The organism is Aliiglaciecola sp. 2_MG-2023, from assembly GCF_030548145.1.
GTDB lineage: Bacteria > Pseudomonadota > Gammaproteobacteria > Enterobacterales > Alteromonadaceae > Aliiglaciecola > Aliiglaciecola lipolytica_A.
On sequence record NZ_JAUORY010000021.1, the window covers coordinates 54,719 to 79,511 of the forward strand.

Genomic DNA, 24,793 nt, shown 5'->3' on the forward strand with positions numbered 1-24,793 from the left:
GCTTTGGCGCTCTTCTTCTGACTTCAATACCGTCTTTTTTGTTTGCCACCAATTTCAAAATACTATTTAGGAATCAATATGTTAAGAATTGTCATTGTTGGCGGAGGCGCCGGCGGACTCGAACTTGTCAGTAAGTTAAGTAAAAAGTTAGGCAAGAAAGGATTAGCCCACATCACCTTGGTTGATCGAAACCAAACACACCTATGGAAACCCTTGTTGCATGAGGTGGCCGCTGGAGTGATTGATAAAAACTCAGATGGTGTGGATTACCGAATGCATGCAGCTCGATTTGGGTATCATTTTCAGTTAGGCACAATGAGTAACGTGGATGCTGAGAATAAAACTATTTATCTTGACCCCTTGTATGACGATGCTGGTGATTTATTGCTAAAAGAACGAACCATCAACTACGACTATTTAGTGCTAGCCGTTGGTAGCGTTAGTAATGATTTTGGTACCCCAGGTGTTGCCGAGCACAGTTTCTTCTTAGATTCTCTATCTCAAGCGGAACGTTTCCATAAAGCACTGTTAAATCAGCTTTTGCGAATTAATCAAGAAAAGTCTGATTCAGCAAAGTTGAGTATTGCCATTGTTGGAGGCGGTGCAACAGGTACTGAATTAGCTGCCGAATTACATCATGTGGCAAATTTAGCTAAAAATTATGGTATGCCTGAAATGTCAGCTTCACGATTAAAAATAAGTATTATTGAAGCCGGTGAAAGTATCTTGCCTGCTCTACCAGAACGTATTGCCACCTCTGCTCGTATCGCACTAACAAAGCTGGGTGTCGATGTGTTGGAAAATACACGAATTTCAAGTGCTAGGAAAGGCGCATTCATCACCTCAGACGACAAGCCTATTGAAGCTGATCTGCTGGTTTGGGCGGCAGGTGTAAAAGCCCCCGATTTCATTCAACAATTAGGTGTATTTGAGACCAACAGAGCGCAGCAAATCTTAGTTAATAAACATTTGCAAAGCACGACCTGTGAAACCATTTTTGTTTTAGGCGACTGCTGTGGCTTTATGCAGGACAACGGTAAATGGGTACCACCTAGAGCACAATCAGCCCATCAAATGGCCAATACAGTCGCAGCTAATATCATTGGCATAGTCCGCGGCAATGTGATGAAAGACTACAAATATGTGGATTATGGTTCATTAGTCCACCTCAGCAAATACAGTACCGTGGGTAGTCTGATGGGCAGCCTAGTAAGTAGTAGTATGTTTATTGAAGGACGATTGGCAAGACTGGTTTATATTTCACTGTACAACATGCATCAATTTGCGGTGCACGGCTGGTTAAAGGCGATTTTGGTTTTACTAAGTCGCAAAGTGAGCAATATTGTGGGCCCTAAACTTAAGCTCCACTAAGCGCAACCTTCAGCATTCCTCTAGCTTGGTCCCTTAAGTTAGAGGAATGAACTACTACATATGAATTTATTGCCATTCCAGAGGCAGCCGCAATACCAGATTTATGTCCATCAGCCATGGTTCTGGCCAATATATACAGCTTTGGCGGGCATGGTGACACACTCATTATTATGGAGGCAATGGAAAAAGCGATGAATGTATCCATAATTGGCATACTAAATTTGCTCGCTGAAAATGGTATTAAATTTTAAGTTATCACATTTCATGGGGCTACTAGTCCTCGAAAACCCTTCAAAAAGAGGGTAAAAAGGGATTTTCACTGGACTGATGAGTGTTATCTTGCCCCGAGTTGAACATAATTCCAACAAAAACACTTGCATCAAAAATTAATACCGTCAAAATATGCACGCAGTTGGTTCTCTGTTCTGATTCAAATTTAAAACCAACAAGACAAAAGGAAATGTCATGCTTAAAACAGAAGCTTTATTGGAATGTTTGTGCCCTATTTGCTTATCCGCAAATAGCCTCGATAATCATCAAACCAAAATCATGAACAAACCGCAAACCATGGGTTGTCAAAAATGCAAGTCTAGTTTTGAAATTATCATTGCCAATGGTGTCGATAATGATAAAAATGTGATTGTAATGGGATAACAAACCGATATCGAGGCAATCATGATCTATGTTTTTCACGCACAAGATAAACTAATGGACTTGCTGGCTAATGTGGAAAACGAAAGAGTACTCATTTCTACAGTCATCCAGAATATTCATTTATATCAGTTAGCAACACGGGTTAAACACTCAGAATTAGATATCGCTTTTGCTGCATCTGGTGGACCAACCGCATGGGTAAATGTCGATAATTTATCTGTGGATTACGCGCCAGAGCCTAGCAGACAATCTAAATTTGGAGACGTTTTGGTGGAGATGGCAAACGGTTTTGCAAACCTATCTACACCGGCGGGTTTCATTCCGCTGATTGATGTAATTGAACGTAACGGCCAGTTGTTAAAAAAACAGTTAAATTAACGGGTTTTAGAAACTAGTTTTTTTCTATGGCTAATACCTTCAATTTTGCCTGATACAAGACTTTATCTTGAGGGGTAAAGGTTAATTCCACCGCTGTATCCATATTCTGCTTGGCTGATTCTATTTTGCCCATTTGATAGTAGGTTTTTGCTAAACCGAAATAACCTTCATGCAAGTATGGAGCGGCTTTAACCGACCTTTTAAAATATCGCAAAGCATAGATAAGCTCATCTCTATCAAAATGTCGATTAGCGATATCGTACCAACGATAGGGATTATCATCCTCAATGGACGATAGCTTTTCCTGCAAACGTGATAGTTCATCTTGTCGGTTTTGCTCTGTTAGTAGCATTGCATAGTTGCTTAAAATATTGACTGAGCCCGAGGTGTTATTTAAAGCGTAATGATAAATTTTCTCAGCCCTCGCTAAGTCACCCAGGTTTTTGTATAAAACCGCAAGCGTGTTTAACGTTTCTGGATCTTCACTGTTGATTTCCATTGCTTTAGCTAGCAGCGAATAGGTAAGGTCATAATCTTTAGCGATTAAACTATCGCCCGCTAAATTTTGGTAATACATTGATAAGAATTGCGATTCATTCAGAAAGTCACCTCTTACATTTCCCTTTTCTGGGAAGTAATCGATTATCATTTTTTTTCTAGCAACAACAATTTCGTTTTCCTTAACCTCCGTTTCCGGCGCAAAGACATGGGTTCTTACGTGCGACGATAAGGTCATCACGTTATGGTAGCGCTGATAAATTGGCGCGGCATTTACGCGCTGGTAACGAATGTCTAAATCCACTAAATTTGCCAATGCGGTGGTTAAAATCGCCAATGAAAGACAGTTACCACTGTGCTTAGTTAGGGCATCAGATGCAGTATAAGTATCCCCTCGGTAATCAAAACCATACAGAATCATATCTAAATAGTTGTAGAGACGTTCATGTCCTTCAATATGAGCGTTTTTTTCGGCAAAATAATAGGCTTCGAAGTCCTCTTGCTGCTTTTGTGTCAACTGAAAAATATCATCGACAGAAGCGACTTCTCTAGGCGTAAATAAAGTAGATTGCCAACTCAAAGACACTTTAGGTTCATGTTTATTTTGCAATGAATCATCAGACGTCACTACATTAGCAGTTTGACAAGCTCCCAACCCAATTAACATTGCTAAGAGTCCAATGGTTTTCAATGGCTGTCTTTTCATTCACTTTATCCTTAAACATATACTGTTGCGTCACAATTCGTTAATACTGAGCAACTTACCAATACCGCTCTACACTAATTTGTCCAGGCGAACGACGCAGGTGCTTTTTCAGACCAAAAGCCGAAAGAACCTCTAACGTATCTTTAATCATCTCAGGGTTGCCACACAACATAACCTGACAAGTGATAGGATCAAATTCAAATCCACAACTTCGTTGTATATCACCGTTTCTAATTAACTCAGGAATACGTCCTGTCAATGCATCAGCGCACTGCTGGCGGCTAACAATAGGCACAAAATGAAACTGCGTAGACTTAAGCTCGAGCCATTTTTGAATTTTCTGTTGGTAGGCTAAATCGCTATTGTGTCTTACACCATAAACCAGCACCACATGCTTATACTTTGTCCAAATTTCATCACTTTCTAATATCGATAGAAAGGGGCCGATCCCCGTTCCAGTGGCGATCAGAAACAATATGTCGCTTTGTGGTACTTCATTTAAAACCAAAAATCCAGTTGCAGGTGACATCACTTTCACGCTATCCCCTATTTTTAATTCATGTAATTTAGGGGAGAGACTGCCTTGTTCAACGGGAACTGCAATTATTTCCAAATACTCGTCGTTCGGCGAGTTGACCAATGAATATGGTCGAGATAGAACTGTATTATCGGCTTGAGTGAGACCCACTTTGGTAAACTGACCTGCCACAAATTTAGGAAACTGGTCACATTGAAATTGCAGACTAAACAAATGATCATTCCAATCAACTCGATTCACAATTTTTCCATCATGCCATTGCGCCATAATTTGCTCCAAAGTTGATAATATTGCGGTTAACTTAACATGCTCATTGGTAAAGTCCATTGGCTTAATCAAAAGACCACGGATCTGGTTTTATTGACTACAGATAAAAATGTACCGTTACATTATTGGTTGAGGTTATAATTTCCGCAGAATCTAATTACCCAAATAACTCATGAATCCAGAATTTAAATTGTTGCCTGAATGGCATGCCCAAGAAGCCATTATTTTAGCGTGGCCAGACAAAAGAACCGATTGGAAACCTTGGTTAAAAGAGGTCAGAAATACTTATAAGCAACTAATTGAAGCCATAACCCAAAATAATACAGGGGTGATCTTACTGATTAGAGAGCAAGAAGTAGATACTGCTAAGGAGCTCCTCAAAAATTGTTGCAAATTAATGTTTGTGATTACTAACTATAACGATACCTGGTGTAGAGATTATTGTTTCTTAACATTGCAACACGATAAAAAAATGCAGCCCATTGAGTTTACCTTTAATGGTTGGGGCAATAAGTTTGATGCATCTTTAGACAACAAGGTTAACGCAAATGTGTTGGCAAAGCTGTGTAAAGAGCCCCTTAAAAGTGTTGAGTTAGTAGCAGAAGGCGGTGCGCTAGAAATAGATCAACACGGCCATTTATTGTCAACCGCTTTGTGTTTACAAAACCCACAACGTAATGGCGATTTGTCGCTTGCCGCCTATCAATACATGTTTATTAAACACTTGGGCGCTAGTCGCGTTAGCATTCTAGAAAATGGCCATTTAGAAGGCGACGATACAGATGGACATATTGATACCATAGTGCGATTCACTGAAGACAATGGTGTTGTAATTCAATCCTGTTTTAACCGACCAGAGGACACTCATTTTAGCGGACTAAATGCCCTTGTGAATGAATTAAAAGTACTGTTACCTCAACATGAAATTTTTGAGCTACCCCTACCAAATATAGTCAATGAAGTTGGTGAGCGCTTACCTGCATCTTATGCAAATTACCTTATTTCAAATCATCAGGTATTGTGCCCTATATATCGTCAACCTGAAGATCAACTGGCTCTGGATATAATCGCAAGTGCCTATCCAGATTACACAATAGTGCCCATAGATAGTTTGCCTTTAGTTCAACAATTTGGCAGTGTGCACTGTATTAGTATGCAGATCCCGAAGGGGACATTAAAACCTGAGGTGCTCGACAACCTTAGCGATGGCTTAACTGTTTATGGATGTGATGCATAAAATGAATAAAAACAAGTTAAAAGTTGGCTTGGTGCAACAAGCGGTTGCTAGCAACGACAAAAACCAAAATTGGGAAAAAAGTGCCAAGCAAGTTGCCAAACTTGCAGCTGATGGTTGTGAGTTGGTGCTGTTACAAGAGCTGCACAGTACCCTTTATTTCTGCCAAGAAGAAAATACCGATTACTTTGATTTAGCAGAGACGATTCCAGGTCCTGCAACCGATTACTTTGCAGAGTTGGCCGCTAAACATAATATTGTTTTAGTTACGTCATTATTTGAAAAGCGTGGTTCCGGTCTGTATCACAATACTGCCGTGGTGTTTGATCGCCAAGCGGGTATGGTTGGAAAGTATCGCAAGATGCATATTCCAGATGATCCCGGGTTTTATGAAAAATTCTATTTTACCCCTGGAGACTTAGGCTTTGAACCCATTGACACTAGTGTTGGTCGACTAGGCGTATTGGTCTGCTGGGATCAATGGTATCCAGAAGCAGCTCGATTAATGGCGATGGCAGGAGCAGATATGCTGTTTTACCCTACCGCAATTGGCTGGGACAACACCGACACTGCGGACGAAAGAGAACGTCAATTTAATGCATGGCAAACGATTCAACGCTCTCATGCCGTGGCCAATTCAGTTCCTGTTATTGTGGCTAATCGCACAGGATTCGAAGCATCTCCGGTAGCCGGTGATCCTGGTATTCAGTTCTGGGGACAGAGCTTTATCACTGGACCTCAAGGCGAAGTACTTGCTCAAGCTAGCAGCGACAAAGAAGAAACCCTGATGGTAGAGTTAGATTTAGCAAGAACAGAAAAAGTTAAACGAATTTGGCCTTATTTTAGAGACAGACGCATCGATGAGTATCAAGACATCACCCGTAGATGGCGAGATTGAGCGATAAAAGTTCAGAATTGCATTTGATTCCTTCTTATTTTTGCGCAATTGACTATTATTAGGTCGACGAAAATTAAGTAAAAGACAAAGGTCGTTTATGGCTCCAATCAAACCTAGCATAATGATTTTTATTAGGCCGCTGACCTTTGTCGTATTCTTTTTCTCTTCATTGACTTCAATGTCATTAAATGCGCAACCAATCAAATATATCGACAATACAGATAGTGTAGACAAACACGGCGCTTATTTTATTAGCGTATTGAAGTTGGCGCTCGAAAAATCCAAAGTGAAATACGGTGACTATGCAATCGAGGGCGTACCTGTTGCAATGCGTCAAGAAAGACAGTTCAAGAGCATCGAGTCGGGGCTAATTGACCTAATGTGGACAGTCACATCAACTCGTCGAGAAGAAAACGCGTTAGCCATACGCATTCCTCTTTTAAAAGGGCTCATTGGGCACAGAGTATTGGTAATTAATAAGACCAAAGAAGCCAGCTTTGCAAACATTAAGAGTCTTGCTCAACTGGCGGAGCTTAGCGCCATTCAGGGACACGATTGGCCGGACGTTTATGTTTTAGAGAATGCCGGATTAAAAGTCGAAAAGACCATATCCCACAGTTCGATGTATAAATTAGTTGCAGGCAATATTGTCGACTACTTTCCCCGATCTTTGCTTGAAGTGATTGAGGAAATGGAGAGCAATGGTGACGACAGTTTAATAATCGATCCGCATCACCTATTAGTTTACCCCAGCGCGATCTATTTTTTCGTCACGAAACAAAATAAGCAATTAGCCGAACGTATCGAATTCGGCTTAAAAGCAGCGCTAGCAGATGGTTCATTCGATACACATTTTTATGCCTATCCTGGTCATTCAAAAGCGTTGCAGCAAATTCCTGTTGATAACCGGATTATATTTAGGCTAGAAAATCCAATCATGTCGAATTCCACGCCCATACAAGACAAGTCTCTCTGGCTTAATTTAAATTAAGTCAGTGATTACGCACTGGCGCTGGGCCTAGCACTGACCGAGTCATACCAACGCTGCAAGTTAACTTGTTCATCTTTGAGCTTGATTTTTACCACTCGCGCAAAATCAATTGCACACATAGCGGTAATATCAGCAATGGAAAAAGTATCTCCAGCTACATATTCACTTTGCCCCAAGCGTTTCTCAAGCACATTGAGGTATTTACTCGCAGAAATCCCAGCCACTTCCCCGTATTCTGGTACAGGGGTCATGCGGTCTTTAAAATAGCCTGTGGTATGCTGAAAGCACATACCTACCTGCATAAACAAAGCGAATTCAACTTGGCGCTGCCACATTTCAATCTGTGCCTGTTGTAGTGGAGTCGTGCCCATTAACGCAGGCTCAGGTTGTAATGCTTCGAAATATCGACAAATTGCCACAGATTCACCAATACAAGTGCCGTCGTCTAATTCAAGGATAGGAACTTTTCCGATGGGGTTTTTCAAGCGCATTTCGGGGCTAATATTTTCACCTTTTGCTAAATCCACTTGCACATATTCCATATCAATGCCTTTTTCGGCTAGAAATATTCTTACTCTTCTAGGTGTCGGCGCTGTGTGGGTGTCATAAATCTTCATTTTTAGTATCCTGCCAATTTGCCAATGTTTGTTGGGTATGAGCATCAATAGCTGCTTTGTTTTGACTCAGCCACCAGCGCTCCATTATTCGTACATTCGATTGATTTGATTTGTAAAAAATGTCTGCAATATCGCCTATAAAGGGCACTAAACCTAACACAAAATCAATAACACTATTCTTCAACATTTTTAAAATTAGCGGGCCGGGTAAACCAATACTTTTGCCCAATATAATGATCACAGCGCCCACGATTAACATGACCATGTCGCCAATCCCAGGAATCAATCCAATGATAAAGTCGAGGCCGAATTTTACTTTAGTAAACGGTATCCGTACCGCCGTATCCGACATATTGGCTAGCTTTTGCGCCAGTACCAAAGCTTTTGGCGCGGCAATAGAAGCTGCGGCGTTACCATTCATATTGTTGCACCCTTAGCTTTAGCTAAATTTGCTCGAGAAGAATTGTCTGCTGCCAAATCCCAACCATGAAGATTACTGCCAATGATAGATGCCATCATATCGATGTGCGCAGGATCATCATTAAGGGCAGGAATATATTCGTAACGTTTTCCTCCGGCCTCTAAAAAATAGTCACGATTTTCTACGCCAATTTCTTCTATCGTTTCCAGACAATCAACAGAGAATCCAGGGCAGACGATTTGGACTGACTCAACACCGGATTTTGGAAGGCTTTGCAAGGTATGATCGGTATAAGGTTTTAACCATTCTTCGCGACCAAATCTAGACTGAAAACAAATTAGAAATTGATCTTTTTGCAACCCTAAGTTTTCAGCAATTAAGCGCGAGGTCTTGTGGCACTGGCAGAAGTAGGGATCACCATTAGTTAAATAACGTTCAGGAATGCCGTGGTAGGAAAATATTAATTTGTCAGCACGTTCATGTTGTTGCCAATGCTGACGGATTTTGTCCGCGACTGCTTGTATGTATTCAGGGTGATCGCAGTATTGTGAAATAAACCTCAGATCAGGTATCCAACGACGTTTTTCAAAATCTGCGGCTATGGCATCAAATGTAGATGCTGAGGTAGAAGCACTATATTGCGGATACAAAGGCAAAACCACTAACTTACGTACACCCTGTTGCATCATCTTTTCAACCGTGCCTGAGATGCTAGGTGAGCCGTAGCGCATAGCAAAGTCAACTATCACTCCTTCGCCATACTTTGCTTGTATTGTCTTTTTCAGTGCCGCAGCTTGGTTTATTGAATGGATCATCAAAGGTGAGCCCTCATCTTCCCACACAGTTGCATAGGCTTTAGCTGAGCGCTTGGGACGAATATTTAGAATCACTAAATTGAGAATCATCCACCACAACAATCGGGGAATTTCAACCACTCGCGGATCGGATAAGAATTCTTTTAGATAAGTTTTAAGAGCCTTCTTAGTCGGCGCTTCCGGTGTACCTAAGTTGGTTATCAATACACCTATTTTATCTGGCTGGTTGTGCTTAAAGTTCGGACTGCCTGTATATTTCATTAATGACTTGGTCTCAATTTTATAAGTTTTACGCACTAATCACGTAATTGGATTAGCGCACAAAACTTAAAGCTAAACAATGCAAACCGCTAACGGTTATCAGCCTCCATTATATAGCGTTTCTACATTTGGTCCTACAGGCATCCCTAACCAAAATACCCAAACATAGAAAAGTAACGTCCAACCGACAAAAAAGGTGATTGAATAGGGTAACATTGTTGCAATTAACGTCCCCATGCCCAAATCCTTTTTATAACGGGCTGCAATGGCCAAAATCAATCCAAAGTAACTCATCATCGGCGAAATGACATTGGTGACAGAATCACCAATTCGATAGGCAGCTTGAATCACTTCAGGAGAATAACCAATTAGCATTAACATAGGTACAAATATCGGCGCCGTTACTGCCCACTGGGCCGAGGCACTACCCAACGACAAGTTCACTATGCCGCACATCAATATAAATAAAATAAACACTTCTGGGCCATCTAAGCCAAGCACAGTTAACAAGGATGCACCTTTAACCGCTAAAACTGTTCCTAGATTAGTCCATTTAAAGAATGCTACAAACTGTGCAGCAAAGAATACTAAGGTAATGTAAAGACCCATCGACCCCATGCTTTTAGACATCGCATTGATTACGTCTTTGTCATTTTTCATGGTGCCAACGATTTTGCCGTACACGAAACCCGGTATTGCAAACGTGATAAAAATGAAGGCCACAATGCCTTTCAAAAATGGCGAGTAGGCAACAAGTCCCGTTTCAGGATGTCGTAAGATGCCATTTTCCGGCACGATCGTAAGCGCCAATAAAATACATAAAATAACAAAGGACAGACCGGCCATTTTAAGACCTTTCTTTTCTAATGCACTGGGTGCTGTCATTTCTTGTTTTTCTAACTCAACCGAAGCTTCACTAGGATCATATTTGCCTAGTCTCGGTTCTACTATTTTCTCAGTTACAAACGCCCCCATAGCGGCAACCACGAAGGTACTTACAATCATAAAGTACCAGTTTACTTCTGGACCAACCATGTAATCAGGTTCAATCATATGTGCTGCTGATTCAGTAATACCAGATAATAACGGGTCTACTGTGCCTAACAACAAATTCGCGCTGTAGCCGCCAGATACACCTGCGAAAGCTGCGGCCAAGCCCGCTAATGGATGACGGCCAAGGGAATGGAAAATCATTGCCGCTAGTGGAATCAACACAACGTAGCCAAGTTCAGATGCCGTATTCGATAAAATACCGGCCAATACTACGGTAATAGTAACCATGCGTTCGGAGGCATTCATTACCATTGCTCGCATCGCCGTTGAGAGTAAACCTGAATGTTCTGCAACTGATACGCCAAGTAAAGCAACCAACACAGTGCCTAGCGGTGCAAACCCTGTAAAGTTCGTCACTAACCCCGTGACAATCCGTTGTAGTCCTTCGGCATTAAATAACGAAATGACTTCAATCAATCCATCCGGATCTCGCCCTTTGGCCCCTAACGGACGCGGGTCTAAAACGGCAACATCAAAATAACCAAGAATACCGCTGAGAATAACAATGAAAAGTGCCAGTAAGGCGAATAGGGTTATAGGGTGCGGGAGTAAATTACCAAGCCATTCTACTGTTGCCAGAAACCGTGAAAACCATCCCGTATTTTGTTCATCTGAAGACTTATTGTTTGTCTGATCTTGTACCAAAACTATTCCTCTGTCTTTACGGACTTTATCACCAACTCCATTGGGCATAAGTCCTTATTATTTTTTTGCATATGATAGCGAAATAAATCCGCAAAGTGCAGTCTATGACACAAATAAGCAGTTGTAGACAGATTTAGGGTGGTTGCTTATACAAGGTTAAAGCTTTCAATCATTCGCGGCATATACTTATCGTTAGCCGATTAAGCCTCTACATTTACAGCTTGCTGTAACGAATCTTTTGCAGTTGCAACATTTTCTTCAATCGACATAACTTCGCCATTAACCCCAGAATTTAATGTTTTTGCCAACTTTTACTCTAATTGTGCAGGTGTTATTAGATCAATATTTTAATTTCGAAAGGCAGCAAACCTAAGTTAATCGCCGCAAAAATAGAAAACACGATCAAACTTGTGGGCGATATTGTTACGTCACTAAACCGCCTTAAAACGAAATTGATAAAACAAAGCACAAGATACTCATGTAGAGATTGTAGAAAGCGGTAAAGGAGACGTTTCAGTATGTGCGGCGGTAATAAGGTTTATCCAATTAACCGGAAATAACCATATATCAGCGGTTTAAAGATTTACTAGGCGCGAAAATAATGGATAGAAAAAGTAATTAGCATCGATTATTTCCCGTGCATAAAGTTGTTTTTTTGGGCTATGATTGATTATCGGTGTTTAAGCAGAAGGAAGTGAAAGTGGCGAATAACAAGTCAGACAATAAAACCGTAGTCGATGAGACCCCCAATATCAGTAGTGAAACCCCATCAGAACTAGCTACTTTACGACAAATTGTGTTCGGTGCTGCTCAAGCAGATATTGAACATAGGTTGTCAGATTTAGAAAGCCGAATGTTAGAACGCTTCCAACAGGCTGAACAAAAGTTAGCAGAACACGTCAAAGACTTGAATAAATCCATGCACAATGGCTTTGAAGATTTACAGCTTAAAGTCAATTCAGTGGACAAAGTCTACGAAGATAAAACCTCTGAACTTAACGCCTATGCCGACAAACTATCTTCTGAATTAGAAATGTCAGACACCAATGGCCGTCAAGAGACTGATGAACTGCATACTCGAGTTGATAAAGAAGTTGCCATGCTCACCGAGAAATATGACGCTCGATTTGCCGAAGCGTTGGAAAGGTTGGATCAGGTTACCAAAGAACTCAGTTCAACTAAAACAGATAGGAAGACGTTGGCCAAACTACTTGCAACCATGGCTGTTAATTTAGAATCTGACGAAGATTAAAGCCAATTTTTATGGCTGACCATCCAAATAACAGCGAACCACATGAAGATGACGTAGCCATGCAACAGCTGCGTGAGCTTTTATTGGGGAAAAATCGAGAACAAATTAAACAAGTCCTCAAAGACAATGCGCGTGAAATTGTCGGCGAGGTTGTGATTGAAGCGATTCACGATCGGCAAAAACGCAATGACGAATTCACCAACGTGCTGACTCCCGTCGTGCAGCAGTCAGTGGAAAAATCAGTCAAAGAACAGAGTGAACAATTTGTTGGTTATTTATACCCACTGGTAGGTCGCTTAGTTCGCAAATCTGTCACCTCATTTCTAAGTGAATTTTTAGAAAAAACCAATGTATTAATTGAAAATAGCCTGACGTTTAAAGGGATGGCCTGGCGCTTTAAAGCGTGGCAATCAGGCGTAAGCTTTTCTCAATATGTGGCGAGTCAAACTTTCGTATTTAAAGTTGAGCAAGTTTTGTTAATCCACAGGGAAACTGGGATTTTACTTAATTCGGTATCTCAATCGGTTAATGAATCTGCCGATGGAGATCTTGTTTCAGCAATGCTGACGGCAATAAATGACTTTGTATCTGATTCATTTAATTCACAACAGGAATCCACAGAACAAAATCTAGAGGTTATAAAAACCGAAGATTTTTCGTTGCTGATAAAGCGCGGGCCAAAGTTGCTTTTGGTCGCTGCTGTTACGGGTAATATTCCACAGGATATATCTACCAAATTTGAAATTACCAATGAGTATATTCATAAGCTCTATGCCAAAGAAATTGCTAATTTTAATGGCGACACTATTGTGTTTGAACCCACATCCCAACAACTTCGAGATTGTTTGGTTGCGGAGATGCGCCCGGAAGCAATAAAAAAACGAAAAAGAAAGCCGATTCTCGCCATTGGTTTGCTGTTACTCATTTTCATCGGACTAGGCTATTTAGGATTTAACAATTACCAACACACTCAACTATTAGAAAATGTTTCGCAAATCGGTAAACAACCGGGTATCGTCATAAGTAAATTAGAAAGAGCAGGATGGCAGGATATCAAGCTGTCAATCTTACGTGACCCCGAGGCCATAACCGTAAGGCAATGGATGTCTGAAAAGCAAATCGATACCAGCAGTGTACAAGTAATTGAAAAACAATATTTATCCCTAGAAGCACCATTGGTTAAGGCTAGACTCAAAAAGTTATTAGACCGATACCCACAAATAAGCGTTGATTGGCAATCTTCTGTACCTGTTTTAAGCGGTGTACTGCCAAACGTTCAGCGCTTAGCGTTAGCCAGAGAAATACATGCCATTCCAGGTTTGACTTATGCGGAAGAGTTAATTTCTGGGATCAGCGCCGAAGAATTGGCTACAATCAATGATGATAGCCCAGAAATACTCTTGGCACTTTTCGAAATCAATAGGGCAAAAATAGATAGTACCCAGGTTGAATTTGAACAAGGCCAAAGTGAACTCAACGAAAAGGCACAAGAGCAATTGGCTGCCCTAGCGAGTTACCTTAAAGCAGCGATTGAATTGTCTAAAAAATTGGAGTTAAATGTAGGCTTGATTATTATGGGCGCAAGTGATTCAACTGGCTCCATGCAATTTAATCAGTCTTTAAGTCGAAAACGGGCATTAGCAGCTCGGCAATTTTTAGTTGAGCAAGGAATTGAGGCCCAGTATTTAAATGCCATAGGATTGGGTGTTGTAGAAAATAAAGCGTCGGGCTCAGGATTACGTAAAGTGATTTTTAATATCATCAATTTTAAGACTGATTAAATAAGGACATCAACCGCATTATGTTGCAAAAAAAGATTTGCCTACTTGGCCCCTCGGGAGTAGGGAAAACCAGTTTGGTAAAGCAATTTGTTGAAGGTATTTTTTCTGAAAAATACCTGACCACAATTGGTGTCAAAATTGATAAAAAACTTGTAGATTTAGTAGTCGAACAAGTGCAACTTATGATTTGGGATTTAGAAGGGATTGACCGCTACTGTGGATTTCAACCTAAATACCTTAGAGGGGCCTCAGCTTACGCAATAGTTACCGACCAAACACGCTCTCAAAGTCTTGTAGAAGGAATGGAAATTCATCGCATGGTAAGAGAAATAAGCGATATTCCTGCAATTCTAATTATTAATAAAAGCGACCTTGATGTAGCTTGGCATTGGACTGAAAATGAGCTCAATGGCTACAGCAAAGAATTTATTCGCAGTTTTTCTACTAGCGCCAAAACAGGCGACCAGGTTGAAGAAATGTTCAAATTTATCGCGCAACTAACGTTGAATTAATCAATTATGCAACAATCACTTATTCAAGCTTTAGGCATTATTAACTGCGCGATTTTAAAGCGAGTAGAAAATCGTAAATTCCAATTATTACACTGCAGTGAAGATTGGTTTTATGCTATAGCGCCAGAGGCAATTGGCAGCGAATTTTTCGAATTTATTGGTAACTCCGCCTACTTAGAAGACTTTTTTATTGATGCCGAAGATTTTTGGCAAATTGGTAATGATGGGCAAATTCAGTCGGGGATTTGGTCCGAACAATCCAAAGATGATTTATTACGTTTAGAAGCCATTGCAGCAGTTTCAAAGGGCGAAGCTTATTTAGTCATTCACAATTTGCAAGCAGAATACAAAAAACAACAACAAACTCTGCAGGTGGCCCGCGAACTGCTGATATCAAATGATAAAATCCTCGCCCAACACGAGTATATTCATGAACGTTTAGATCAAGTTCTTCGTGAAAACCAGACACTACAATCATTACAAGAGCCGATTAAGCAGGTCATTGAAAATGCCGACTTTGGTGTTGTAATTACCGATTCCCAATTAAATATCATTAGCCAAAACCCAAATTCTTATAGTTTTTTCGAAACCTCTGAAGCATCCAATGAGGCTTCCCCCTTTACGATTTTACTCGAATTGTTTAAACACCAATGTGCTGAGTTTGAGCGGGTCTTTGAAACTGGCAGTCGCTGGCATGGAGAGCTTTTTTGGCATAAACCGCCGTATTCTAGCAAGTGGTTAAAATTAGCGTTATATCCAGTTACCGACGAAATGCAAAATTTGCAAAATTGGATATTCATTTTCAGCGATGTCAGTCGCGTCAAATACCTATTACAAAGAAATGAAAAGTTAAATCTCTATGATAATGTTACCAATCTTCCCAATCGGCAATTTTTCTGGCAAAAATTAGAACACCAAATTGAGAAAGATAAACCATTTTTCATCGTTTACTTGGATGTAAAACACTTTAAACAAATCAATGAATTACATGGTCATCAAGCTGGTGACCATATATTGGTGACCCTCGCTGAGCGGATCCAACAATGTTTATCTACAGCGGATTTATGTGCACGGGTTGGGGGTAATGAGTTTGGTATTATTTTATCCGGAGCTAAAGAGCAATCAGACTGTATTGAGTTTGCCAATCGTTTAATAGAAGCAACCGAATTTCCTTTTTATACCGAATCAAAACAAAAGGTGCAGATTGGACTCAATCTCGGTGCGGCCCATTTCCCTAGTGATGCGTCAGATTCTGAAGAGTTAATGAAGTTTGCTGACTTAGCCATGTTTTCCGCTAAAAAAGAAGATAAGAGCAAATTGCGTTTTTACTCAAAAGCCCTTAAAGAAGCATCAATGCACAGGCTTGAATTAGAAAATGCGCTTAAAAAAGCCATCGATGAAAATCAGTTTGAACTCTATTTACAGCCAATCATCGATTTAAGCACGGGCAAAATCGCTAAAGCAGAGGCGTTAATTCGCTGGCGCTTAGCTGATGGCACTATAACCAGCCCAGATAAGTTTATTCCTCTTGCAGAGCAGACCGGGTTAATTGTACCTATTGGCAAATGGGTGATTAGTCGTGCGACAGATATGTTGAAAGTGATTATTCAACATCAGCCTAATCTAAAAGTATCGGTCAACTTATCTCCTCGTCAAGTTGCCGATAGACACTTGTTTGATTTTGTTACTCAAGCCATTCAGCACAGTGGGATTCCATCCAAAAACTTGGAATTAGAGCTAACTGAAGGGGTATTAATTGATAATTATGACAAAGTTAAAAACTTATTAGACCAAGTGAGAAAAATTGGTATTTCTACTTCAATCGATGACTTTGGAACTGGCTATAGTTCCCTTTCTTATTTGCAAAAGTTACCTATCGATAACCTTAAAATAGATCGCTCTTTTGTTATTGATTTAGAACAGAACGAGAATGACAAAGCGATTATTTTGGCCGTGATTGCCATGGCACACAGCTTAAAATTAGGGGTTATTGCTGAAGGGGTTGAGAATCAATATCAGGCTAAGTTTTTACTCGATAATAAATGTAATACTGCGCAAGGATATTTATTCAGCAAACCCCTACCATTTGAAGAGTTTTGTGAACTTCTAATAACAGAGAAACATTCTGATAAACAACAATCAAACTGATTATGCCAACTCGGCTGCAAACTAGAATTAACCTGAGTTAAGTGAATGCTTGCAGCCCGGTTTGTGCACGGCCCAAAATTAGCGCATGTACATCGTGGGTACCTTCGTAGGTATTTACCGCTTCTAAATTCATAACATGACGAATAACGTGGTATTCATCCGCAATACCATTACCGCCATGCATATCTCTTGCGGTACGAGCAATATCCAAGGCTTTGCCACAGGAATTACGTTTTATTAGAGAAATGGCTTCAGGTGCCAATAAATCAGCATCCATCAATCTTCCGGCTTGCACGCACGCCAGCAAACCAAGGGAGATATCTGTCTGCATGTCGGCTAGTTTCTTCTGTACCAATTGATTGGCAGCCAATGGACGTCCAAATTGCTGACGATCCAAGCAGTATTGTCGAGCCGCATGCCAACAAAATTCGGCCGCTCCCAAAGCCCCCCAAGCAATTCCGTAACGCGCTTTGTTTAAACAACCAAAAGGCCCTTTCAACCCTGAAACATTAGGTAAGATATTCTCTTCAGGAAGAAACACGTTATCCATCACAATTTCGCCGGTAATGGATGCTCTTAATGAAAATTTACCTTCTATTTTAGGCGCACTTAAGCCCTTCATTCCCTTTTCTAAAATGAAACCACGTATCACACCGTCCAACTTTGCCCACACTACAAATACATGTGCTACAGGTGAATTGGTAATCCACATTTTACTACCATTGAGAAGGTAGCCATCTGCTACTTTTTTAGCATGGGAACTCATGCTTGCCGGATCAGACCCCGAGTTTGGTTCAGTAAGACCGAAACAGCCGATCCACTCTCCGGTTGCTAATTTAGGCAGGTATTTCTGGCGTTGTTGTTCGCTTCCATAAGTAAAAATAGGGTGCATCACTAATGAAGACTGAACACTCATAGCGCTACGATAACCGCTATCTACCCTTTCAACTTCTCTTGCTATTAATCCATAGGAAACATAATTGATGTTGGAGCAACCGTATTTTTCGGGCAGGGTTGCGCCCAATAACCCTAACTGCCCCATTTCCTGCATGATGCCGATATCAAAGTGTTCAGTCCGATTAGCCTGCAAGATACCGGGCATCAACTGTTGTTGGCAAAACTGATGAACGCTATCTCTTAAAATCCGCTCATCTTCGTTTAATAAGGAATCTAGATTGAGAGGATCTTGCCAATTGAATTTAGTCATTTTAAGGGTCCCGAATTAATATTAATTAGGTAATTTTACAATTTGCATGGAAACAACCTTGCTTTTATCGTCTGCATCCAATCGACCAACCTGATGAAAACCATAGGATTGATGAAAATTTGCTGAAATGGGATTGGCTGGAATTAAATTGTATTCACAACAAATAAGTTCAATTCTATGTTTGAGTGCGAAACAAAATAAATCATCATACAGCTTCTTTCCCAAGCCTTTTCCTTGCGCCGTAGAATCAATCACTACCCGGTCCACATACAAGAAGTGCTTGTAACGTAAGTCGAACCATTGGTAATTATCACTGCTGTAGTCTGTGGCGGGTTTCATAGCAAGTAGGAAGCCGACAGTGGAGACCTCAGATGTCTGTTTGTCATGCTGCTCTATCACCCGGTGATACGCACTGAGGTTATGTAACTGCTCGATGCGAGCTAGCTCCATTGGGCTGGTAAAGTGTACAAATTTATCGTTTAAGCGTTTAATTTCAGAAAAGTCATCCTGAACCGCATCTCTAATATGAAATTCAAACATAAGCACTCTCGCTTAATAATGACGATTTTAGTGATAAAAAAAGCGCCTTCACGGCGCTTTTATCAACACTTAAATTTAGTTTCTAGCACCTGACATGTCTTTCATGTATTTAAAGAAATCACTGTCTGGTTCAACAACTAAAACGTCTTGTTTACTATCGAAACTCGCTCTATAAGCATCCATACTTCTTAAAAATGCATAGAACTCAGGGCTCTTAGAATAAGTTTCAGCATAAATCTGTGCGGCTTGGGCTTCACCTTCACCTTTAATCTTACGTAGGTTCCGTTCTGCGTCTGCCAGCATAACCGTCACTTTAGCATCAATTGTTGCCTTAATGATTTCGGCTTGCTCTCTACCTTCTGAGCGGTGCTCTTTTGCCACAGCTTCTCGCTCTGCTCTCATTCGTTGGAAAATAGAATTACTCACTTCAGGTGGTAGATTAATTTGTTTAACTCTTACATCAACAATCTCAATACCAAGCTCATCCGAACTAGTTGACGCTTGCTTCATGGCTTCATCCATCAATTCTGAGCGCTCACCAGATACGATTTGAGAAATAGTACGAGTACCAAATTCAGAGCGCAAACCATTATTAACTTTTTGTTTTAATAGTGATTCTGCTTGTAATTTGTTAGCACCAGTTGACAAGTAGTAAGTTGCAAAATCTTTAATCCGCCACTTTACATAAGAATCAACGATTAAGTCTTTTTTCTCTGAAGTAACAAAACGTCCAGCAGGATCATCCAGCGTTTGAATTCTGGCATCGAGCTTAACAACGCGGTCAATCAATGGAATTTTAAAATGCAAACCGGGTGAAAAGACAACAGTTTCACCTGAAGCATCTCGCTCAACTTTTCCGAATTGAATTTTAATTGCTTTTTCGCCTTCAGGCACAACAAACAATGAAAGAAAAACTGCGATGATAACGAGTACTACGACTCCAATACTTAGATTTTTCATTATCAATTTCTCCCTGTTCTAGTTCGATCACTACGTAACGTTGTGCTCGGAGTGGAATTACTACTTTGCGAAGAGGAAATACTATTTTGTTGTAGTCCTTCAAGCGTACTGCGAGAGTTCTCTTTAGGTGCTTGACTATTTTGGCTCTCTAGAATTTTATCTAAAGGCAAATACATCATATTGCCACTTCCCTCATTATCTATCATGATCTTAGTAGTGTTTTGATACACCTGTTCCATTGTTTCAAGATAGATACGCTGACGGGTAACTTCAGGTGCCGCATTGTATTGAGGTAATAACTCTTCAAAACGTGCGATTTCACCGCGCGCTTCTAAAGTAACACGCTCTTTATAAGCCTGTGCTTCTTCTGCCATTCTATTCACTTGACCACGGGCGCGAGGCTCGATTTCACGAGAATAAGCTTCTGCTTCGCGGATGAAACGCTGTTCATCTTCTTGTGCAGCAATAGCATCATCAAAAGCCGCTCTCACCGCATCTGGTGGACGAGCATCTTTAAAGTTAATGTCGACAATTGAAATACCCATATCATAAGGATTAATAATGCCTTCTAACTCTTGCCAAACTTGTTGACGGGCTGATTCACGACCGCGGGTTAACACATCGTCCATTTTTGAATGTCCGACCACGTAACGAATGGCACTATTTAACGCCTGACTAAGGCTTTGTTCTGGGTTAGTTACCGCAAAGCTATATTTGAAAGGCTCTACGATTCGATATTGAACTTCCATTTCAACGCTAACCACGTTTTCATCTTCTGTGAGCATGCTGCCCTCTGAAGACATCGACTTAATAGATTGCACGTCAATTGGAATGACTTCATCTACGAATGTTGGTTTCCAACGTAAACCAGGCTCTACGAATTGACTGAACTCACCAAAACGTAATACCACACCACGTTCTGCTTCACGAATAGTGTAGAAACCGCTAATAAACCAAACGACAACTAGCAAAACTGCGATCACAGTTAAGCCAACTCCACCTAAGCTTTTACCGCCAGATGAGCCGTCACCGCCGCCACCTTTGCTGAATTTACCAAACAAATTTTTGAATATATCATCCAAATCAGGCGGGCCTTGATCACGTCCCCCCTTATTTTTCCAAGGGTCGTTATTCTTTCCACCGGGCTCATTCCAAGCCATCATCACTCTCCGTTAGGTTAAGTCTAAATCTACGCAACCCCGATACTACCATCAGAAGTTAACTTAATTTGCATATACTAATGCTTTACTACCAAACTGGATAAGTCTATCTCTGATCTTTTTTCCAATCGGTTCCAATCACTGGTTGGCATTCTGACATCCACCAGCCAATCGCCGTCCTCTGCATACGATTCTGCAGCGATACAGTTCATTCCAAATAATGCGCCTCGAAGTTTACCTTCTTTAGGCGGAATGCGTAATGTAAATTGCACTATGCTTTGCGATAAACATTCAGTGAGGGCATTAAATAATAAATCAATGCCCTGATCTTGTTGAGCAGAAATCCAGACTCGAATGGGAATTCCTTCATCATTGCGGTCTATATGGGGTTCAACCCCTTCCATTCTGTCAATTTTGTTGCAAATCATTAGCTGTTGAATTTCAGATGCATCAATTTCTTCCAAAACATCATTCACCTGATCAATATTGTCTAGATATTGGTCATCCGAATAATCCACAACGTGCAATAACAGGTCTGCTTCTTGAGTTTCCTGTAAAGTGGCTTTAAATGCCGCCACTAAATCATGTGGTAAGTGCCGGATAAATCCAACTGTATCAGCCAATATAGCGTTACCAACATCTTGTAACTGAATTTTTCGCAAGGTTGGATCTAGTGTGGCGAACAATTGATCTGCCGCATAGACTCCCGCATCAGTAATAGTATTAAACAAAGTCGATTTACCCGCATTGGTATATCCCACCAGCGAGAGCGTTGGCATTTCCGCGCGTTTACGAGCTCTGCGGCCTTGTTCACGTTGTTTTTGTACTTTGGCTAAGCGACGTTGAATACTCTTAATTCTGACTCGCAAAAGTCGTCTATCGGTTTCCAGCTGAGTTTCACCGGGACCGCGTAGGCCAATTCCACCTTTTTGACGTTCCAAGTGAGTCCAACCTCGAATTAATCGAGTTGAAATATGCCGAAGTTGCGCTAACTCTACTTGTAATTTACCTTCGTGAGTACGGGCTCGTTGCGCAAAAATGTCTAAAATCAGACCGGTACGATCTAACACGCGACATTTGCACAATGCTTCCAAATTTCTTTCTTGAGAAGGCGATAGAGGGTGATTAAAAATAACGACATCTGCGTTATTGGTACGCACAGCATTAGCAATCTCTTCAGCTTTGCCACTACCCGTAAAGTATTTGGGATGAGGTGCTTGCCGTGAAGCGGTTATCACTTCAACTGCATTAACACCGGCAGATGACACTAGCATTTGTAACTCTTGCAGATCTTCTTTGCTAGAATCATCAGAAAAATCAATATGAACTAAAACAGCCTGCTCGCCTGCTTCGTAACGGTCAAACAAGCTTTTCTCCTATAAGGTTTTATTCACCGTTATCAGAGTCAGGTTGTGCGCCGGTTGACATATTAATGGCCCGAGAAGGCACAACAGTTGAAATGGCATGCTTGTATACCATCTGACTAACAGTGTTTTTTAACAGAATTACGAACTGGTCAAACGATTCCACTTGACCTTGTAACTTGATTCCATTGACTAAATAAATTGAGACAGGAATACGCTCCTTTCTTAACGCATTCAAAAACGGGTCTTGTAAAGATTGCCCCTTTGCCATCACTATTCCTTATCCTTTTCTTTTTATTATGATTTTCACCTGATATACAAATTATACAGTAAAACATGGGGCTGTATAGCTGCCTATTAGGGTACAGTATTGCTGACATTCAATATGGTAGTCAAATTGTCTTTTTCAATACCATCTAAAAAAGTTATATTTTTCCAGCTTCTTAGCCAGGTTATTTGTCTTTTTGCCAATTGACGCGTTGCCGCCACACCTTTAAATACCATTTCCTCGTGATTATAGTCACCATCGAGATACTGCCACATTTGACGGTAACCCACACACCGCATGGAAGGCAAATCTAGATGTAAATCTCCGCGACGCTTAAGATCTTCGACTTCTTGTTGAAAGCCTTTATCAAGCATAACATTAAATCGTTTTTCTATACGCTCATGGAGTATACCCCGATCACTGGGCATGATGGCAAATTCTTTTACCGAATAAGGGAGGCTACCGGATTTTTCCGCAGTTAACTCCGTCATCGTCTTTCCGCTCAATACGAATACTTCTAAAGCCCTTAACAAACGCTGAGGATCATTTGGATGTATACGTTTAGCTGAAATTGGGTCGATTTGTTCTAATCGACTATGCAATGCATCCCAGCCTTGGTTTTGTGCGTCTTGGGTTAATTGCGCACGAACTTCTTCATTGGCAGCTGGCAATGTTGATAAACCATCAACTAAGCTCTTGAAATACATCATAGTTCCACCAACCAGTAAAGGAATCTTTCCATTTTCAGTTACCGCTTTCATCGCATTTAACGCGTCGTTCCTGAAATTCGCAACCGAATAAGATTCTGCAGGGTCGAGAATATCAATGAGTCGATGGGGAACTTGAGATAGTTCTTCGGGAGTTGGTTTGGCCGTGCCTATGTCCATACCACGATAGATTAGCGCCGAATCTACACTAATGATTTCACAGGGGAGCCTTTTGCTTATTTCTAATGCCAAATCAGTCTTACCAGAGGCTGTTGGCCCCATTAAAAAAATCGCTGGCGGTAAGTTTTCGGTTTGTTTTTTATTCATCAAATTGTGATAACCAATTTTTTAATGGGATTAATTTAGCGCAAGATTTAAGTATTTCTTCAGCATTGAGTTGTTTAGTTAACCATTCACACAGAAAGTTCATATTAGTATGTTGTGCTGCTGACCCTTTGATTTGGTGCTCTGCTAACACAGTGTAAAAACTTTCAAGTAATAGTTGTTTGTCACTGTCTTGGTCAAATTTACGAATAGGCAGAGTCGCATTTTCCTTGGTACTTTGATTGAGCGCTAGCTCCAATCTATCAAACAAACTCAGCAGCACACTGGCCCAATCCAAAGCTCGGGTTCCAGAAGGGACTTGCTTCAAAAGTATACGTTGATTAACAATAGAAAGCTCAATACCTAAGCTTTTAATACTCTGAATTAATGATGGCTCTATCGTCAGCTTTATCTGGTTCAACGCCAGCGAAATGGGCATTAAAAGAGGTTGCATCACAGGTTGATTAAACTGCCCATCATCGTGTAATTTTTTAGCAGCTAATTCTTCTGCCTTACACAGATAATACGCCCCTGCACATTCGATCAATAAACGATTATCAGCAATCTGCATAAAACTCAACAGGTTGCTTTGAGAGTGTTCAGGGGAATGCGGAGTCATTAAATTTTTGTAATGCTTGGCCCCTGACTTTGAATGAGCCGGAGCACTGTACCTGAATGTTTTAGGTTGCTGATTAGTGACCTGCTCATGAATTTCAGTGGTTGATCGCAACGGCTGTTCACTCTGGCTTGGCTTATCAATTACCCTGCTCAACGGACGGATATACTGGTGGCTAGGAGCAACTTCTTGCAATGTCGTTGGTGTGACTTGTCCGCCGCTCTCAGCATGCTCCGTATGATCAGAGAACGATTCAGTCAGCGCTTTTGAAACAGAGCGAAATATAACGTCATGGACAAGTCGGGATTGATGAAATCTCACTTCATGTTTAGCTGGGTGAACATTGACATCAACTTGCATAGGATCCAAAGACAGAAACAGCACGAATGCTGGGTGAGTGTTAGGCTCAATCAAACCTTCATATGCTTGCCTAATTGCATGATTAATTAGTTTATCTTTCATCACGCGACCATTAACGTAAACATATTGCAGATCACTTTGCATACGACTCGCGCCAGCGGCGCTTAACCCATATGAGCCTCTTGTTGGTCAATAGGTATTAGTCATCTTTTGACCACTTTTTCAAGGTCAATCCAAACCTCTGAGC

Annotated in this window: 24 protein-coding genes and 1 pseudogene; 10 read left to right on the forward strand and 15 right to left on the reverse strand. The window is 40.8% G+C overall.

Going from position 1 to position 24,793, the window contains the following annotated elements:
• The first annotated feature begins 78 nt into the window (after positions 1-78).
• The 3 genes from Q4567_RS17635 to Q4567_RS17645 all read left to right on the forward strand — a co-directional run bounded on the left by Q4567_RS17635 (position 79) and on the right by Q4567_RS17645 (position 2,403).
• Positions 79-1,371: an NAD(P)/FAD-dependent oxidoreductase gene (locus Q4567_RS17635; protein WP_303501295.1), complete on the forward strand. Its 1,293-nt coding sequence runs from the start codon at positions 79-81 to the stop codon at positions 1,369-1,371.
• Between the two features lie 465 nt (positions 1,372-1,836).
• Complete coding sequence (locus Q4567_RS17640) at positions 1,837-2,025, forward strand: hypothetical protein (RefSeq protein ID WP_216049787.1); 189 nt, start codon at positions 1,837-1,839, stop codon at positions 2,023-2,025.
• A gap of 21 nt (positions 2,026-2,046) precedes the next feature.
• Complete coding sequence (locus tag Q4567_RS17645) at positions 2,047-2,403, forward strand: hypothetical protein (RefSeq protein ID WP_216049786.1); 357 nt, start codon at positions 2,047-2,049, stop codon at positions 2,401-2,403.
• A gap of 13 nt (positions 2,404-2,416) precedes the next feature.
• Here Q4567_RS17645 and Q4567_RS17650 read toward each other — a convergent pair whose 3' ends face one another.
• Positions 2,417-3,607: a tetratricopeptide repeat protein gene (locus Q4567_RS17650; protein WP_303501297.1), complete on the reverse strand. Its 1,191-nt coding sequence runs from the start codon at positions 3,605-3,607 to the stop codon at positions 2,417-2,419.
• Positions 3,608-3,662: 55 nt separating this feature from the next.
• Complete coding sequence (locus Q4567_RS17655; RefSeq protein ID WP_216049784.1) at positions 3,663-4,412, reverse strand: ferredoxin--NADP reductase; 750 nt, start codon at positions 4,410-4,412, stop codon at positions 3,663-3,665.
• A gap of 172 nt (positions 4,413-4,584) precedes the next feature.
• Here Q4567_RS17655 and Q4567_RS17660 point away from each other — a divergent pair, with 172 nt between their 5' ends.
• From Q4567_RS17660 to Q4567_RS17670, 3 genes are all read left to right on the forward strand, one after another.
• Positions 4,585-5,649 (forward strand): agmatine deiminase family protein, encoded by a 1,065-nt coding sequence (locus tag Q4567_RS17660; protein ID WP_303501299.1) that lies wholly within the window; start codon positions 4,585-4,587, stop codon positions 5,647-5,649.
• Between the two features lies 1 nt (position 5,650).
• On the forward strand, positions 5,651-6,544 hold the full coding sequence (locus tag Q4567_RS17665) for a carbon-nitrogen hydrolase (protein ID WP_216049782.1): 894 nt from the start codon (positions 5,651-5,653) through the stop codon (positions 6,542-6,544).
• Positions 6,545-6,641: 97 nt separating this feature from the next.
• Positions 6,642-7,535, forward strand: coding sequence for a transporter substrate-binding domain-containing protein (locus tag Q4567_RS17670; RefSeq protein ID WP_303501301.1), 894 nt, complete (start codon positions 6,642-6,644; stop codon positions 7,533-7,535).
• 8 nt (positions 7,536-7,543) lie between these two features.
• Here Q4567_RS17670 and Q4567_RS17675 read toward each other — a convergent pair whose 3' ends face one another.
• From Q4567_RS17675 to Q4567_RS17690, 4 genes are all read right to left on the reverse strand, one after another.
• The gene (locus Q4567_RS17675; RefSeq protein ID WP_216049780.1) at positions 7,544-8,152 is read right to left on the reverse strand and encodes a glutathione S-transferase family protein; all 609 of its coding nucleotides are present in this window, start codon (positions 8,150-8,152) and stop codon (positions 7,544-7,546) included.
• On the reverse strand, positions 8,139-8,573 hold the full coding sequence (locus tag Q4567_RS17680; protein WP_216049779.1) for a DUF4112 domain-containing protein: 435 nt from the start codon (positions 8,571-8,573) through the stop codon (positions 8,139-8,141). Before Q4567_RS17680 ends, Q4567_RS17675 begins: the two co-directional genes overlap by 14 nt.
• Entirely contained in the window at positions 8,570-9,649 is a 1,080-nt protein-coding gene (hemH, locus tag Q4567_RS17685) for a ferrochelatase (RefSeq protein ID WP_303501305.1), read from the reverse strand. Before hemH ends, Q4567_RS17680 begins: the two co-directional genes overlap by 4 nt.
• Positions 9,650-9,748: 99 nt before the next feature.
• The gene (locus tag Q4567_RS17690; RefSeq protein WP_216049836.1) at positions 9,749-11,347 is read right to left on the reverse strand and encodes an AbgT family transporter; all 1,599 of its coding nucleotides are present in this window, start codon (positions 11,345-11,347) and stop codon (positions 9,749-9,751) included.
• Between the two features lie 700 nt (positions 11,348-12,047).
• On the opposite strand from Q4567_RS17690, the gene Q4567_RS17695 reads away from it, so the two are divergent.
• Genes Q4567_RS17695 through Q4567_RS17710 form a run of 4 tightly spaced genes read left to right on the forward strand, consistent with a single transcriptional unit; the run spans position 12,048 to position 17,040 of the window.
• Positions 12,048-12,599 carry a hypothetical protein gene (locus Q4567_RS17695; protein ID WP_216049777.1) on the forward strand — a complete coding sequence of 184 codons (552 nt, stop codon included), beginning with the start codon at positions 12,048-12,050 and terminating at the stop codon, positions 12,597-12,599.
• Positions 12,600-12,610: 11 nt separating this feature from the next.
• A complete protein-coding gene (locus tag Q4567_RS17700) occupies positions 12,611-14,380 on the forward strand; it encodes an OmpA family protein (RefSeq protein ID WP_216049776.1) in 1,770 nt (589 codons plus the stop codon).
• Between the two features lie 20 nt (positions 14,381-14,400).
• Positions 14,401-14,892 carry a Rab family GTPase gene (locus Q4567_RS17705; RefSeq protein ID WP_216049775.1) on the forward strand — a complete coding sequence of 164 codons (492 nt, stop codon included), beginning with the start codon at positions 14,401-14,403 and terminating at the stop codon, positions 14,890-14,892.
• Between the two features lie 6 nt (positions 14,893-14,898).
• Complete coding sequence (locus Q4567_RS17710; protein ID WP_216049774.1) at positions 14,899-17,040, forward strand: bifunctional diguanylate cyclase/phosphodiesterase; 2,142 nt, start codon at positions 14,899-14,901, stop codon at positions 17,038-17,040.
• A 37-nt stretch (positions 17,041-17,077) separates the two neighbouring features.
• On the opposite strand, the gene Q4567_RS17715 is transcribed toward Q4567_RS17710, so the two are convergent.
• From Q4567_RS17715 to Q4567_RS17755, 9 genes and pseudogenes are all read right to left on the reverse strand, one after another.
• Positions 17,078-18,247: an acyl-CoA dehydrogenase gene (locus Q4567_RS17715; RefSeq protein WP_303501308.1), complete on the reverse strand. Its 1,170-nt coding sequence runs from the start codon at positions 18,245-18,247 to the stop codon at positions 17,078-17,080.
• Between the two features lie 21 nt (positions 18,248-18,268).
• Complete coding sequence (locus Q4567_RS17720) at positions 18,269-18,787, reverse strand: GNAT family N-acetyltransferase (protein ID WP_216049772.1); 519 nt, start codon at positions 18,785-18,787, stop codon at positions 18,269-18,271.
• Positions 18,788-18,862: 75 nt separating this feature from the next.
• Positions 18,863-19,747, reverse strand: coding sequence for a protease modulator HflC (gene hflC / locus Q4567_RS17725; protein ID WP_216049771.1), 885 nt, complete (start codon positions 19,745-19,747; stop codon positions 18,863-18,865).
• A 2-nt stretch (positions 19,748-19,749) separates the two neighbouring features.
• Complete coding sequence (gene hflK / locus Q4567_RS17730; RefSeq protein WP_216049835.1) at positions 19,750-20,907, reverse strand: FtsH protease activity modulator HflK; 1,158 nt, start codon at positions 20,905-20,907, stop codon at positions 19,750-19,752.
• Between the two features lie 77 nt (positions 20,908-20,984).
• The gene (hflX, locus tag Q4567_RS17735; RefSeq protein WP_216049770.1) at positions 20,985-22,274 is read right to left on the reverse strand and encodes a ribosome rescue GTPase HflX; all 1,290 of its coding nucleotides are present in this window, start codon (positions 22,272-22,274) and stop codon (positions 20,985-20,987) included.
• A gap of 19 nt (positions 22,275-22,293) precedes the next feature.
• Positions 22,294-22,542 (reverse strand): RNA chaperone Hfq, encoded by a 249-nt coding sequence (hfq, locus tag Q4567_RS17740; RefSeq protein ID WP_008843456.1) that lies wholly within the window; start codon positions 22,540-22,542, stop codon positions 22,294-22,296.
• Positions 22,543-22,628: 86 nt separating this feature from the next.
• The gene (gene miaA, locus Q4567_RS17745; protein ID WP_303501314.1) at positions 22,629-23,573 is read right to left on the reverse strand and encodes a tRNA (adenosine(37)-N6)-dimethylallyltransferase MiaA; all 945 of its coding nucleotides are present in this window, start codon (positions 23,571-23,573) and stop codon (positions 22,629-22,631) included.
• A complete protein-coding gene (locus tag Q4567_RS17750) occupies positions 23,566-24,189 on the reverse strand; it encodes a hypothetical protein (protein WP_368509321.1) in 624 nt (207 codons plus the stop codon). Before Q4567_RS17750 ends, miaA begins: the two co-directional genes overlap by 8 nt.
• Before the next feature lie 267 nt (positions 24,190-24,456).
• A pseudogene (locus Q4567_RS17755) lies at positions 24,457-24,696 on the reverse strand (DNA mismatch repair protein MutL); the annotation flags it as partial.
• Positions 24,697-24,793: the final 97 nt, after the last annotated feature.

Coding starts and splice junctions, on each gene's coding strand:
- Q4567_RS17680 (WP_216049779.1), bottom strand. CDS start 8,573: ATGAATGGTAACGCCGCAGCTTCTATTGCCGCGCCAAAAGCTTTGGTA.
- Q4567_RS17720 (WP_216049772.1), bottom strand. CDS start 18,787: ATGTTTGAATTTCATATTAGAGATGCGGTTCAGGATGACTTTTCTGAA.
- hfq (WP_008843456.1), bottom strand. CDS start 22,542: ATGGCAAAGGGGCAATCTTTACAAGACCCGTTTTTGAATGCGTTAAGA.
- hemH (WP_303501305.1), bottom strand. CDS start 9,649: ATGAAATATACAGGCAGTCCGAACTTTAAGCACAACCAGCCAGATAAA.
- hflC (WP_216049771.1), bottom strand. CDS start 19,747: ATGAAAAATCTAAGTATTGGAGTCGTAGTACTCGTTATCATCGCAGTT.
- Q4567_RS17645 (WP_216049786.1), top strand. CDS start 2,047: ATGATCTATGTTTTTCACGCACAAGATAAACTAATGGACTTGCTGGCT.
- Q4567_RS17700 (WP_216049776.1), top strand. CDS start 12,611: ATGGCTGACCATCCAAATAACAGCGAACCACATGAAGATGACGTAGCC.
- Q4567_RS17750 (WP_368509321.1), bottom strand. CDS start 24,189: ATGACTCCGCATTCCCCTGAACACTCTCAAAGCAACCTGTTGAGTTTT.
- Q4567_RS17675 (WP_216049780.1), bottom strand. CDS start 8,152: ATGAAGATTTATGACACCCACACAGCGCCGACACCTAGAAGAGTAAGA.
- Q4567_RS17705 (WP_216049775.1), top strand. CDS start 14,401: ATGTTGCAAAAAAAGATTTGCCTACTTGGCCCCTCGGGAGTAGGGAAA.
- Q4567_RS17650 (WP_303501297.1), bottom strand. CDS start 3,607: ATGAAAAGACAGCCATTGAAAACCATTGGACTCTTAGCAATGTTAATT.
- hflK (WP_216049835.1), bottom strand. CDS start 20,907: ATGGCTTGGAATGAGCCCGGTGGAAAGAATAACGACCCTTGGAAAAAT.
- Q4567_RS17655 (WP_216049784.1), bottom strand. CDS start 4,412: ATGGCGCAATGGCATGATGGAAAAATTGTGAATCGAGTTGATTGGAAT.
- miaA (WP_303501314.1), bottom strand. CDS start 23,573: ATGAATAAAAAACAAACCGAAAACTTACCGCCAGCGATTTTTTTAATG.
- Q4567_RS17635 (WP_303501295.1), top strand. CDS start 79: ATGTTAAGAATTGTCATTGTTGGCGGAGGCGCCGGCGGACTCGAACTT.
- Q4567_RS17640 (WP_216049787.1), top strand. CDS start 1,837: ATGCTTAAAACAGAAGCTTTATTGGAATGTTTGTGCCCTATTTGCTTA.
- Q4567_RS17660 (WP_303501299.1), top strand. CDS start 4,585: ATGAATCCAGAATTTAAATTGTTGCCTGAATGGCATGCCCAAGAAGCC.
- Q4567_RS17670 (WP_303501301.1), top strand. CDS start 6,642: ATGGCTCCAATCAAACCTAGCATAATGATTTTTATTAGGCCGCTGACC.
- Q4567_RS17665 (WP_216049782.1), top strand. CDS start 5,651: ATGAATAAAAACAAGTTAAAAGTTGGCTTGGTGCAACAAGCGGTTGCT.
- Q4567_RS17715 (WP_303501308.1), bottom strand. CDS start 18,247: ATGACTAAATTCAATTGGCAAGATCCTCTCAATCTAGATTCCTTATTA.
- Q4567_RS17710 (WP_216049774.1), top strand. CDS start 14,899: ATGCAACAATCACTTATTCAAGCTTTAGGCATTATTAACTGCGCGATT.